Below are 13,868 nucleotides of genomic sequence, written 5' to 3'. Positions count from 1 at the left end.
CCCGCAACTTTAAGCTTTCAGCCACATAATATTAATTTTCTAAACCAGAGCTCACGTAAATACCAGAAGTCAAAATAATATCTCTAATTTTGCAGCATTATTTACTAGAATGAAAATACTTTTAAGATACCTTAAGCCTTACCAATGGTTGATCGCACTTTCTTTGCTGCTGGCCACCATTAATCAGGTTTTCTCTTTATTTGCTCCTGCCATTACAGGTAATATCCTGGATCAGCTGGTGACACATCCCAACTTTTTTGACAAGGAAAAACTCCTGCCGAGAAACCTGAATCAATATTTATACGGTAGTGGTGTTTATCACGGTGTTTTTTACTTTCTGGGATTGCTTATCGGAACGGCGATGGTGAGCAGAATCGCCAAAGCTTTTCAGGATTATGCCGTAAGCGTAATTACTCAGAAGTTTGGTGCGAAAATCTTTACAGATGGTCTGAAACATTCAATGGCATTGCCTTATCAGGAATTTGAAGACCAGAGAAGTGGTGAAACTTTATCTATTTTAACGAAAGTAAGAGAAGATACCGTAAAATTCATCACCAGCTTTATTAATATTTTCTTTGGAATTTTAGTCAGTATCATTTTCGTTTCCGTGTATGCGATCCGTTTACACTGGTCGATTATGCCTGTTTATATCTGCGGAATTTTCCTGATTGCTTTCATCACCAATTTATTGAGTAAAAGAATCAAAAGCATTCAGAAAAATATTGTTTCGGAAACTACTGCTCTGGCAGGAAGTACGACCGAAAGCTTAAGAAATATAGAAATCGTTAAAAGTTTGGGATTGACGAATCAGGAAGTGATCCGTTTAAATAACAATACCTACAAGATCCTTGGGCTTGAACTGAGAAAGGTGAAAAGCATCCGTTCTTTAAGTTTTATTCAGGGAACGATGGTTAATTTTCTTCAGCAGCTGATCACCATGACGTTGTTACTGTTGATTTTTAAAAACATTGTCACTCCGGGACAATACCTGTCTCTGATGTTCTATGGTTTTTTCATTTTCGGCCCGATGCAGGAAATCGGGAATATCATTATTTCTTACCGTGAAGCAGAGGCTTCTCTTCAGAATTTTGATAATTTAATGAAGAAAGAAGTGGAAGAAAAACCGCTTCATCCCAAGCAAATCGGGGCTATTGAGGAATTACAGTTTAAGCATGTTTCTTTCAAACACCAGTCGGCCCAGTATAAAGCTTTAAATAATATCTCTTTTGATGTGAAAAATGGCGAAACCATTGCTTTTGTGGGACCAAGTGGTTCAGGAAAAAGTACGTTGGTTAAATTGCTGGTTGGACTTTACAGGCCACAGGAAGGAAATATTTTTTACAATGGTATTAACGGAAAAGAGTTTGATTTTGATGAACTGAGAAATCAAATTGGTTTTGTGACGCAGGATACCCAGCTTTTTGCAGGAACCATCAAGGAGAATCTTCTTTTTGTCAATCCCAATGCTACCGAAGAGGATCTGGAAATGGCGTTAAAGAAATCCAGCTGTACCGCATTGCTAGAAAGAGCTGAAAAAGGTATCGAAACCGTTATTGGTGAAGGCGGACTGAAACTGAGTGGTGGAGAAAAACAAAGAATTGCCATTGCAAGAGCACTTTTAAGAAAACCTCATTTACTAATTTTTGATGAAGCAACTTCAGCTTTGGACAGCATCACAGAAGAGGAAATAACTTCTACCATTAAAGATATTTCCAAAGAAAAAGAACAGATCACGGTTCTTATTGCCCACCGTTTAAGCACGATTATGCATGCAGACAGAATCTATGTTCTTGAACGCGGACAGGTGATAGAAACAGGATCTCACAGCCATCTCATTGCAGAAAAAGGTTTGTATTTCGCGATGTGGCGACAACAGATCGGGGAAAGAAAAAATCTTATTTCACAGGAATAAAAAAAAGCGCTGAATTATTTCAGCGCTTTTCTTTTATGGTCAATACCGGATTTCAACAGGAATTAATCTTTCTGTCTTACCGTTCTCTGTTCAATTCTTTTTTCAAATTTTTCACCCTGGAAAATTCTCTGCACCATAATCCCCGGAATATGGATCTCATTAGGATCTAATACGCCCGGTTCTACCAATTCTTCCACTTCAGCAATAGTAATTTTTGCCGCACCCGCCATCGGATGGTTGAAATTCCTTGCAGAACCCTTGAAGATCAGGTTTCCAAGATAGTCTCCTTTCCATGCTTTTACGATTGAAAAATCTGCTTTGTAAGCGTGTTCAAGGATATGAGGTTTTCCGTTAAAATCTTTTACTTCCTTTCCTTCTGCAATCTCTGTTCCGTACCCTGCAGGCGTATAAAAAGCAGGAATTCCAGCCTGAGCTGCTCTGCATTTTTCTGCTAAAGTTCCCTGTGGTGTAAGCTCTACCTCCAGTTCTCCGGACAGCATCTGTCTTTCGAATTCAGCATTTTCGCCTACATATGAAGAGATCATTTTTTTGATCTGTCTTTTCTGAAGCAGCAATCCTAACCCAAAATCATCAACACCTGCGTTGTTTGAAATACAGGTTACGTCTTTCACATCGCTTTCTACCAAAGCATTTATTGAGTTTTCAGGGATACCGCACAGACCAAACCCGCCCAGCATTAAAGTCATTCCATCATTAATTCCTTCGATGGCTTCCTTTGCATTTTTTACTCTTTTATCTATCATGAAATATTAGATTTTCTGTCCGTTAAATTTAATCATTTTTCTCATATCTGCATTATTCAGAAATTTATTTGAATTCAGATCTAACTTTTGGTGGATTCCGGCATCATAGTTTAAGTTAAATCCTTTAAACCATTTAAAAATTTAATTTATACCTCTATAATATGGAAAAGAATACTTTCAATAAACCCGGCGATCTATTTTATGTCATTTGCAGAATAAGCATCGGACTGTTCTTTTTTATCACAGGTTTCAATAAACTTTTCCATCCGGTTTTTCAGGGCTATATGCTGAAAACCATTAGCAGTCTTAGTTTTTCCAACCCTCAGTTTATGGCTAATTTTGTAGCTTTTAATGAAGCGTTCTGGGGATTATTTTTATTGTTGGGGCTATTAACCAGATTCAGTTCACTGTCATTAATTGTCATTATGCTTGTGGCATTATTCACCAAAGACATTCACTCTATTCCTACTGAACTTGTTCCCGTAAATCCTGCCGTTGGAACCCGTTCTATGGATCCTTTCACATGGCTTACCTATTTCTTCTATCTGCCGCAGGTTTTGTTTATCATGCTTTTGGGTATGTTTTCTCTTAATGGATACAAAGCTTTAGGGATCGATATGCTTATCAAAAAGAAAAAGAAGGATTTCTTTTATTTGTAAAAACGCTGAGCCGTAAAAGGCAGATCAATCCATTTTCATGTTCTTATAGTGAAATTTCTCAGAAAAAATTCCGTGATTTTACGGAGGTTTTATGCCTTCAATTCCCTTTATTTCTCGGCAAATTGACTTATATTTGGCGTGATCAATTAATGTTGTTTATATACAGATTGATCCTTCTACTCCACTTCGAATTATCACTACTGAATCATTTAAACTTTAATAAAAACATGAAAAAATTATTTACCTCCGCAGTTCTTGCTCTGATCCTCAGCATCAGTGTAGGCGCACAGGAAAAAATCTATTTTGACGAAAACTGGGAGAAAACCACTCAGGACAAAATGGAATTTTACCGTGAAACTGAAAATAAAGGCAAGCTTACTTTAATTAAAGATTTTTATAAAAACGGGAAACTGCAGATGGAAGGTCTTGCTACCAATGCCACTCCCGGCAGCGAGGTCTATGAAGGAAAAGTAGTCTGGTACAGCCCTGAAGGTAAAACAGTAAGCACAGCAACATTTTCAGGCGGAAAACAGATAGGACCGGCTCAAACGTTTGATGAAAAAGGAAGACCCGTGGAAGATCTTGTGTATAAAGCAGACGGTACCTTTAAAGGAAAAATGTACACCTACAAAGACGCTGAATTATCCTCTTCTTTCAATACTATTACTACCTATGAGGATTCTGAGAATTTCAAAACGATCGCCTATGATGAAGATATTAAAGGAATCCGCTATGAAATCACCACAGACAGCAAAGGAAAGTACGAAACTAAATATTACGGCGATAAAGGAAAACACATCGGCACAAGCAATACAGGGAACTCCGATGACAATGTAACCGTAGATTATTACTACAATCCGATGAGGGTATCCAAAATCGAAAAACAGAAAAGCGACGGGACTATCAAGGAGAGTATCATCTATTCAAAAAACGGAAAAATCCTTCAGGAAGATAAGAAAAGCAAAAAAGACGGTTATAAAACCACCTACGATGAAACGGGTAAAAAAATAGGAAATCTGACCTACGTTTATGATAAAGAATCCAATTATTATAAGCCTCAGGACGGCGAAGACTATCAGTTTAATTATGATTTATCCGGCTTCACAGCGGTAGACACCTATAAAAACGGTTCCATCATTATGAACAAATACTTTGATGAAAACGGAAAGCTGTCTTCTGAAAAAGTCTTAAAGGATGATGTGGTACAGGAAATGAAATTCTATCATCCGGACGGAAGACTGAAAGGCACTTTAACCTATAAGGATGATATGCCTTACAACGGAACTTTATACGAAGAGTTTAATGAACAGCAATATAAAGATGGTATTTTAGTTCTTTCAAAATCTTTCAGGGAAGGTGAAAAGCTAAAATCTGAGAAAAAAATGAATGCCAGGCAAACCGGATATGACTCCACTGTTTATGATGATAAAGGAGCCATTGTTTATACCTACAGCCAGCCTTTGGAAGAAGGAGAAGGTTTCACAGCACAGATCATACAATATGCAAAAGGAAAGCCCGGCAATAAAGCCGTTGTAAAAGACGGAGTTCTTCAGAGCGGAAAAATCAGATATAAAACTGAATCAGGATTAAAGGAAATGGAGCGCAGCGGAAAATGGGTGCTGTTGAAAGTGTATACTCCGGAGGGAAAACTTATCCAGGACTCAAAAATTCTTGCAGATGCTGAACCACAGGATACTTATGGTGCTTTGAGTACGGCTTTACAGGAGGATGATCTTCTGTATGAGTTTTAAAATATTCTAATTTCAATATAAAAATCGGCTGTTTGTAATGGCCGATTTTTTTTGTGGAAAATTTAAACCTTTGTTTCTGTTTTTTTTGACGCAAAGGATGATTAATTGTACTGAAAATTTAAGGGAGCAAATGGGAATCAACTTCGTTGATTTGACGAAGCGAAATGTATGAGTGGATAAAAAATTTGCTAAATCTGTGGAATCTGGGCGAGTCTTTTTTCACGCAAAGAATAATTAATATGCTGGAAATTTAAGGGTTGCAAAGAGGAATCAACTCCGTTGATTTGACGAAGCGAAATGTCTGAATGCATGAAAAAATCTGCGAAATCTGTGGAATCTGCTCGGTTTTTTTTCACGCAAAGAATAATTAATATACTGGAAATTTAAGGATTGCAAAGAGGAATCAACTTCGTTGATTTGACGAAGCGAAATGTCTGACTGAAAAAAAAACTGCGAAATCTGTGGGACTTTTTTTCACGCAAAGAATAATTAATCTGCTGGAAATTTAAGAGGAGCAAAGGGAGAAATTAACTTCGTTGATTCGATGAAGCGAAGTGTATGAGTGGATAAAAAATTTGCTAAATCTGTGGAATCTGCGGGAACTTTTTTTAACCATGCGATTGGATGAAGCGAAAGTTTAAGTACATAAAATTTTCAAAAACTAAACTAAAGTGTAAAGGGTATGTAAAACTATTTATCTTTTTTTGCATTTAAAACTTAAACTACTATGAATGAAGAATTTTGCTCAAACTGCAGACAAAATTTAAAACCGAAAAGAATAGACGGACATTACATCCTCCATGAAATCGAACACGTTTTACATTTTGACAGAGGTATTTTGTATACCATCAGAGAATTACTAATAAGACCCGGCGAAAACATCAGAAATTTCATTAGTGAAAACAGAAGCCGGCTTGTTAAACCAGTGATATTTATTATTGTCACATCGCTAATCTATACACTTATCAATCACTTTTTTCATATCGAACAAAGCTATATAAAAATTGATGGTGCGGGAGATTCGAAGCTCAATGCCATTAATAATTGGGTTCAAAGTCATTATGGGTACTCCAATATTATTATGGGTGCGTTTATTGCTTTTTGGCTAAAAATATTTTTCAGAAAATACGATTACAATTTTTTTGAAATACTGATCCTTCTGTGTTTTATTCTTGGAATGGAAATGCTGATGTTCTCTGTTTTTGCCATTGTTGAAGGATTCACAAAATATCACCTGATGCAGATTGCTGCAGCGATCGTGTTTGTCTATTTTTCCTGGTCTGTAGGACAGTTTTTCGATAAAGGCAAGGTAGCCAGTTATTTTAAAGCCCTTGTTTCCTATGTATTGGGAATGCTCACATTTGGTATTTCGATCATGATTTTAGGAGCTTTAATGAACTTAATTTCCCATTAAAAAGTAAAAGAGATGATCATTGTTATTTGTATTTTACTGTTCCTGTTCATATTAAATAGAAAAAGCAGGAAATAATTTTCCTGCTTTCTTTCAATATGTTGTTAGAATATTACTGGATCACCAGTTTTAAAGTAAATAATTTTCTTGTGTGCACTTTCACGAAGTATACGCCTTTCGGAAGATTTTCATTGACAAGAGAGAAACGTTGGTTGTTGATGTTTTTAGATTCATACAACAACTGTCCTGATGCTGATAAAAGCTCAATTTTCTCAATTGGATAATCACTCTTGATGAATGTAGGCTCACCCGGTTTCGTTGGATTCGGATATATCACTACATTTTTCTCTGTGCTTTTCACTTCATCCGTTCCCAGTGTTCCGGATGTTACCTGGAATTGTTTTCTGTTTGAAACTTCTGTATAAGAGTCATTCGTAAACATTACCATATAATAGTTCCCCGGTGTTGTAGGAAGTGCTGCTCCCTGTATGGTTTTTGTTCCCTGAGTCACCCCATCGAAATACGTATAAGAAACAAAGTTATCATCCGGCGTCTGAACACTCTGAGGATAAATCCCCAGCCAGTCTTTGATAATTCCAGGAGAATCAGTCCATGAAGCGGTAATATTTTCACCTAATGTATAGACCGGTTTGTTGATCCACAAATCTGTTACGATATCACCTACTTTAAAGAATACCTTATCTCCGATTCCTGTATATCCGTCTTCAAGAAGATACTGAGCATAATAATATCCTTTTGCAAGACCTGTAAAATCCAGTGTTCCTGCAGGTGTTGTCACATAGCTCCATTTGGTAGCCGTATTGGTTCCCGGCGTCTGCCCCATTTTATAAATTCCGATCCAGTCTTTCACCAAATTCGGTCCGCTGCTGTAATTGATGACAACCGTTCCACCTACCGGATACGTATCTGCTGTAGCCTGTAGCACCACTTTCGGTCCTACATAGAAACTCTTTCTGCCCGTAATTTCAGTATATCCTCCATTAGCAAAGAAACCTGCAAAATACTGACCTTTATTGGCAAGACCATTCGTGAACACCGCTGTTCCTGCCGTTTGTCCGTTGGTGTAAATAAAGCCCTGAGAAGTTGTAGTCGCAGGCGTCTGTCCTTTTTTATAGATTCCTACCCAGTCCTGCTGATTACCAGGTCCTCCGGTGTAAGTAGCTGTGATAGGCTCAGCTTGTGTATATTCAGTTTTATCTAATGTAAAAGTAGGATTGGAAACCACACTTCCAGTTACCTCAAACTGTTTTACATCACTCCAGTCGCTCCATTCCAGGTTTCTGTCTCTGTAACGAACCTTTACATAATAGGTGCCGTTTGAGATAGAATTCGCAGCAATAGTAGCTTTTGTAATATCAACTCCTGCATTTAAATTTTTCGTTTTATCCGGTGTTCCGTTTCCGTCTTTCCCAAACCAGTTTTCATAATCACGGTAAAATTCTTTTTCAATAACTGAAAAGTTCGCCGCCTTACTGATCTGGAACTGTGTGGTGTTCAGAAGTTCTCCGTTAGATGATGCAAAAGTACTTCCGTCAAGCGTTAAAGGCAACGTTACTGATGCAGCAAAGGTGTTTGTAACAGAAGGCTTTGAAGGTTTCGGTTGGTTTTTATATCGGTGGAAAGTATCTACCAATTCGTTTTGCTTCTTATTATATACCCCTCCAATTGAGTAGCATTCTATATCTACTTTTCCGGTCTGCACATCTACTTCTACGATCTGGTAGGTCCAGTCAGTCAGTGTTTTCTGTACATCATCAAAATCCTGCTCATTAGACATTCCCCAATACTGGTCCCAAGCGGTACCTCCGGAAATAATCTGATAATTCGGGGTTTCTTTCAACTGACCTCTGTGGTATAAATGGTGGTGAGCTCCAACGTGCATTAAGTATTTATTGGAAGTCGTCAGCAATGGCACTGCATTGTTTCTCACCCATGTAGAAATATCTCCTACATACTGCTCTGCCTGGTAAGGTCTGTGGCTTAAAGAAATGATCCAGTCTACCGTAGGATCAGCATTCGCTGCATCTAAAATCTGGGAAAGCCATGTTTGTTGTGCAGTACCTGTATGCTCAGAACTCAAACTTACAAACAAAACGTTTCCAGCCTGCTGTGCATAATAGTTTTCGTTTCCTGATGAGATATTTTTATATTTAATTTCATCGATATAGAAATGGGCATAGTAAGAATTCATCCCAAGCGTTCCATACGTCTCGTGGTTTCCTACCGTTGTCTGAATAGGAAGATATGGTGATAATTTGATGTTCTTTTTAAAATGCACATTTTCATAATGATCCAATGTTCCTACGTCCACCTGGTCACCCACCATAAAAGTAAGGGCAATATTATCCGAAGGATCTGTGCTGGCTCCAAATTTCTGCTTTAGTTTTTTAAAAGCATTCAGAGTAAGCGTATCATATCTTGGTTCCGCTTTGATCTGGTTGTCTCCCATGATCAGGAAACGGATTTTTCCGTCTGCCGTCGCAGCCTGTCCCGGAAGAGGAAGGGTTCTGAAATTATAAACCGCAGACTCTGTAGTTCCGGTCTTTATTTTATAATAGTATTTGGTGTTGGGTTGAAGACCTGACACTTTTGCAGTGTGGTAATAATAGTTATTGTTATACCCTGTATCGGAAAAAATGTTTGTGGTTCCCGTAACCGTCACGTTCAGACTGGTTGGAGATGTTCCGTAGATCACGGTTGTTTCATTGTCGGAAGCTGTTTTCCAATTGACAATCATCGAGTTGGGCGTCGGATTCTGCAGGTAGGGAAAAAGTGCCTGCCCGAATGCCATCTGGACGGCAAAACAGAAAAAGAAGAAATAGTGTTTCATAATAGTTTACTTTTGTTTTAGATTTATTTCGATTTGTAAATCAGGCCATTAAAAAAATAATGATCTGATTTTTTAATTTCGGGCAAAAGTAGACTTCCTATGTAAACTATTGCTGATGGGAACTTAAAGGAACTGTTAACTTTACGTCAGATTTGGGGTGAAAAAATTATAGTTTTTAGTACAGTAATTATTTGGTAGAATCAAAAAGTATTTTGTATCTTTGCGACCTGTTATTCAACCTCTGACGAAGAACGTGTAAGTTGCTTAGCTTTAACATTTTATTTTATCAAAAATGGATTTATTAAAGTACGTACAAGATCAGTACATTACTAAAAAAGATTTCCCTGAATTCAAAGCAGGAGACACAATTACTGTGTATTACGAAATTAAAGAAGGACAAAAAACAAGAACTCAGTTCTTCAAAGGTACCGTTATCCAATTAAGAGGTACTGGCGCTACAAAAACTTTCACTATCAGAAAAATGAGTGGTGATGTAGGTGTAGAAAGAGTATTCCCTATCAACATGCCTGCACTTCAGAAAATTGAAGTTGACAGAAGAGGTAGAGTTAGAAGATCTAGAATTTATTACTTCAGAGACCTTAGAGGTAAAAAAGCTAGAATCAAGGATGCTGCTTACAAGAAAAAGTAATTCAGACAACAATACATACAAAAAGAGACTATCTGTTCATCAGGTAGTCTCTTTTTATTTTGGTGTAATTGGTAGGGGCTTCAGGAGCCTCGTTTTAGAGTATACTGATTGGCAGAACTCTGATAGGACTGCATCCTATCTTAGGCTAAATCGCCACGTTGTGGCTGGGTTTCTTAGCCGTTTTTAACTTAGGGTTTCTTACATTTTAAGATAAAAAAAAGTGAAAGGTATATTTTCGAAACCTTATAGGTTTGATTGTATTTATTTTTTATTTCACTCCCAACGTTTTGTGACTGAGCCGAAATTCATTTTCATGCCTGATATTAATCTCAACCTTAGTCTTAGCCTTATTCTTTACCTCAACCTCATTTAATAAACTCATACAAAGCAGTAAAAAACTTAGGATACACTTCTATATGCGGAAGATGTCCTACATTTTCGAGCTCAACTAATTTTGATCCGGCTATTTCCCGCTGTGTTTTTTTTCCTAATTCCTGATACTGCCCCATTTTAGGCTGTAATTCTTTTGGTGCCCTGTCTTTCCCTATTGCCGTTCTGTCCCTCGTTCCGATAATAAGCAATGTCGGTGTTTTTATATTTTTGAATTCATAACAGACCGGTTGGTTGTAGATCATATCCGAAGTAAGCGCAGCATCCCAGGCTACCTGCGGATAATCTTTATGCAGTGTCCAGCCTGCGATAAGGTCCAGCCACGGCTGATATTCTTCTTTCCATTGATTATCATAATAAAATTTCATCTGATAATTTTTGTAAGTCTCAGCGGTATTTTTCAGTTCAGATTGGTACGCCTGGTCTATGGTCTGATAAGAAGCAAAGGTTTTATAATCTTCCAGTCCGATTGGGTTTTCCAGAATCAGTTTCTGCACTTTCTCCGGATAGAGAAGCGTAAATCTCGTAGCAACCATTCCGCCCATGGAATGTCCCAGAATGATTGCTTTATCGATCTGAAGTTGGTCTAAAATAGCTTTCGTATTTTCAGCCAGGTGTGAAAAAGAAAACTGATAACTCTGAGGCTTGGAAGATTTTCCAAATCCGATCTGATCAGGAATAATTACTCTGAACCCTTTTTCTGAAAGATCTTTTGCGGTCTTTTGCCAGTATGCTCCGTTAAAATTCTTTCCGTGGAGAAGCATGATAGTTTTTCCATTCGGTTTTTGGGGCTGTACATCCATATAAGCCATTTTGAGATCGTTATTCTGAGATTTGAGATCTAAATAGTGAACTTCATATGGATATTGATAGTCAGACAATATGGCGTCGAGTGGTTTGGTCTGCGAAAATAAGAAGGTAGGCACTGCAGCCAGCATGATTACAGCTACTGTCTTTCTGAAATAGGTCATGTAGTACTTTGTTTTGGATATTAAAATTAATGAAACTGCTCCAAAAATATTATTTTCCGGCATTTATTTTTTAGAGTTCCTCATAAATTTAATAGAATTTACATTTTATACCATTCTTTTATAAAAACATTAACGCACATAATGTTTACGATGAAAAAGACAAACGTATATTTGAAAAAACTAATAAAATCCATCTTACTGGAATTATTCTTTCCTGCCAGATGATTTAACCATATCTTTTTATGCATGATAACAGCCCAATCTTACAGAATCAGCGGACACCCATTATTGATATTTTAAGAGGCTGGTCTCTATTCAGTGTGGTGATTATGAATTATTCCACCATCTATACCTGGAATACCCATTCTTCTCAAACAGAAAACGATCCATTAACGTCTTTTATTGAAAGTATCTCAGAGGTTATTTTAGGATCAAAAGGATGGACTTTACTGGCTGTATTATTTGGATTCGGATTTTCAGTACTGCTAAAAAAGATTAGCGACAGCGGTCATCCGGCCAGTTCTTTCTTTATCAAACGTATGTTGTGGCTGTTTGTTTTCGCTTTTATCAATACTCTTTTTTTCGGAGGTGATATTCTTAATGATTACGCTTTTATGGGCTTGATCTTGCTCATGTTTTACCCCCTGAAGACCAGAAACCTTTTTGTTTTTGGGATAACTATCCTGATATTGACTCCGTTTCTACAGTCCTTTCTGGGAAGACATCATCTCTTGTTTTCCCCTAAAAGCAGGGATCTGTTTTATTACTTCTATGATAAAAATACGTTTCTGGATCATGTAAAAGCCAATCTGGTGATGAGATATCAGTGGATGTTGCGTCTTAGCTATTCTATTATCCTGCATCTGATACAGCTGGGTTGTTTTTTGATGGGTGCCGCTTTGCACCGGAGCCGTTTTTTCTATACGATAAATAATAACCCAAAGTTTTTAAAAAATCTGTTCGGAATCAGTTTAAGCCTTTCAATAGTGCTTTTTTTCTCACAGCTTTTAATAGAAAAGTATGAGTGGACATTCAATACCTACTACAATCTATTTTATCCTGAAGTGCTTTCTATAATGACTTGTACAACTACCGGAATTATCTGGCTAAACCAGGCAGGAAAAGTAAAAAATATTTTTTCTGCTCTTCAGATAGCAGGTAAAATGACCCTTACCCATTACATTGTACAGAATATTATTGCATTTATTCTCTTCATCTGTTTAAAACCGGATTGGGCATTACACTGGTACATTCTGACAGCCATTCTGGTATTTATACTGCAGATTTTCTTTAGCAGATGGTGGTTTAAAAGGTTCAATTACGGATTGCTTGAATGGCTTTGGCGGTCATTAAGCTATGGAAAAAGATTTCCTTTGAAAAAATAAAAAACCGTCTCAAAAGAAACGGTTTTCTGTATAATTTATTGATTTTTTTTAAGCTACTTCAACTGCTTTTAATTCTTTTTTTGCCGGAAGATTCATCAGAACAATCGCAAAAAGGATCAGAATAATCCCGCCCCACTGAACCAGCAAGACTTTTTCTCCTAATAAAACAAAAGCCATGGTCACTGATACCGGAAGCTCAAGTGATGAAACAATACTTCCCAGACCAAGCCCTGCATTCGGGAAACCTACATTGAATAAAATAGGCGGTACAATGGTTCCGAACAAAGCCAGAACAAATCCGTACGTCCAGAAAATGGAATAATTGAAAGAGTGAATATGCTCTGTATTTTCGGTAAAATTAAGGTAGAATGATTTTAAGCCATCAAAATACATTGGCCCTATCTGCGCAAAAAACAGGAATCCAAATATCACAATTGCCCCACCGGAAAGCATAATGATACTTTTTCTGAATACCGGAAGATGCGTAGCCAGCGTATTGGAAGTAAACATGGTCATGGTATACGATGCTGCAGCCATTAAGCCCCAGAAAACCCCATGCCAGTCGAGTTCAATATCCATATTGATCAGGTTTGTTGCTAAGATAGTTCCTACCAGTACAATAATCACGGAAACCACTTTTCTTGCGTTAGGTAATTTCTTTGCGATAATACTTTCCACCACAACACTGAACCAAACGGACTGCATCAGCAACACAATCGCTATGGAAACATTGATATACTGAACCGCGATATAATAGAACAGACTTGTACAGCCTAAAGATGTTCCGGCGATCATCAGCATTCTTACTTCTTTAGCACTTGGTGACGAAAGTTTCTGCTTGGACGTTATCGTCTGCATAAAATTCAGGAACAGAAGCCCAACCAGCCCCATCACAAACTGAGCAGTGGTCACTTCAGAAGTGGTAAAACCGTCATGGTAAGCCATTTTCACAAATGTCGCCAGCATTCCGTATATACTGGCCCCGATCCCTACGAATAAAACTCCCTTGAGTATATTTTTCTTCTTCATAATTTTTTTTACAGCCTGCAAAGTTACAACATAATAATTGAAATACCCTGAGACGTCATTATGATAGATAAATAAAATCGCCGCAAGCAAGCTTGC

At 37.5% G+C, this 13,868-nt stretch carries 10 protein-coding genes; 6 read left to right on the top strand and 4 right to left on the bottom strand.

Annotated elements, in window-relative coordinates:
- The first annotated feature begins 109 nt into the window (after positions 1-109).
- Positions 110-1,912, top strand: coding sequence for an ABC transporter ATP-binding protein (locus tag BM143_RS09750; protein WP_090024295.1), 1,803 nt, complete (start codon positions 110-112; stop codon positions 1,910-1,912).
- Between the two features lie 62 nt (positions 1,913-1,974).
- Here BM143_RS09750 and BM143_RS09745 read toward each other — a convergent pair whose 3' ends face one another.
- Complete coding sequence (locus BM143_RS09745) at positions 1,975-2,676, bottom strand: CoA transferase subunit A (RefSeq protein ID WP_034726421.1); 702 nt, start codon at positions 2,674-2,676, stop codon at positions 1,975-1,977.
- Positions 2,677-2,837: 161 nt separating this feature from the next.
- Here BM143_RS09745 and BM143_RS09740 point away from each other — a divergent pair, with 161 nt between their 5' ends.
- The 3 genes from BM143_RS09740 (at position 2,838) to BM143_RS09730 (ending at position 6,500) form a co-directional block, all read left to right on the top strand.
- Positions 2,838-3,335, top strand: coding sequence for a DoxX family protein (locus BM143_RS09740; RefSeq protein WP_090024294.1), 498 nt, complete (start codon positions 2,838-2,840; stop codon positions 3,333-3,335).
- Positions 3,336-3,562: 227 nt separating this feature from the next.
- Positions 3,563-5,086 carry a toxin-antitoxin system YwqK family antitoxin gene (locus tag BM143_RS09735; protein WP_090024293.1) on the top strand — a complete coding sequence of 508 codons (1,524 nt, stop codon included), beginning with the start codon at positions 3,563-3,565 and terminating at the stop codon, positions 5,084-5,086.
- Positions 5,087-5,813: 727 nt separating this feature from the next.
- Positions 5,814-6,500: a DUF3667 domain-containing protein gene (locus BM143_RS09730; RefSeq protein ID WP_090024292.1), complete on the top strand. Its 687-nt coding sequence runs from the start codon at positions 5,814-5,816 to the stop codon at positions 6,498-6,500.
- 109 nt (positions 6,501-6,609) lie between these two features.
- Here BM143_RS09730 and BM143_RS09725 read toward each other — a convergent pair whose 3' ends face one another.
- Positions 6,610-9,348: a fibronectin type III domain-containing protein gene (locus BM143_RS09725; RefSeq protein ID WP_090024291.1), complete on the bottom strand. Its 2,739-nt coding sequence runs from the start codon at positions 9,346-9,348 to the stop codon at positions 6,610-6,612.
- 292 nt (positions 9,349-9,640) lie between these two features.
- Here BM143_RS09725 and rplS point away from each other — a divergent pair, with 292 nt between their 5' ends.
- Positions 9,641-9,997, top strand: coding sequence for a 50S ribosomal protein L19 (gene rplS / locus BM143_RS09720; protein WP_034704964.1), 357 nt, complete (start codon positions 9,641-9,643; stop codon positions 9,995-9,997).
- Between the two features lie 365 nt (positions 9,998-10,362).
- Here rplS and BM143_RS09715 read toward each other — a convergent pair whose 3' ends face one another.
- On the bottom strand, positions 10,363-11,358 hold the full coding sequence (locus BM143_RS09715; RefSeq protein ID WP_090024464.1) for an alpha/beta fold hydrolase: 996 nt from the start codon (positions 11,356-11,358) through the stop codon (positions 10,363-10,365).
- A gap of 242 nt (positions 11,359-11,600) precedes the next feature.
- Here BM143_RS09715 and BM143_RS09710 point away from each other — a divergent pair, with 242 nt between their 5' ends.
- Positions 11,601-12,743, top strand: coding sequence for a DUF418 domain-containing protein (locus BM143_RS09710; protein WP_090024290.1), 1,143 nt, complete (start codon positions 11,601-11,603; stop codon positions 12,741-12,743).
- Between the two features lie 48 nt (positions 12,744-12,791).
- On the opposite strand, the gene BM143_RS09705 is transcribed toward BM143_RS09710, so the two are convergent.
- Positions 12,792-13,772 carry an EamA family transporter gene (locus tag BM143_RS09705; protein WP_090024463.1) on the bottom strand — a complete coding sequence of 327 codons (981 nt, stop codon included), beginning with the start codon at positions 13,770-13,772 and terminating at the stop codon, positions 12,792-12,794.
- Positions 13,773-13,868: the final 96 nt, after the last annotated feature.

The organism is Chryseobacterium oleae (assembly GCF_900115055.1).
Taxonomy (GTDB): domain Bacteria; phylum Bacteroidota; class Bacteroidia; order Flavobacteriales; family Weeksellaceae; genus Chryseobacterium; species Chryseobacterium oleae.
The sequence above is the reverse complement of the archived record's forward strand: the minus strand, read 5'-3'. Positions and strand labels throughout refer to the sequence as shown.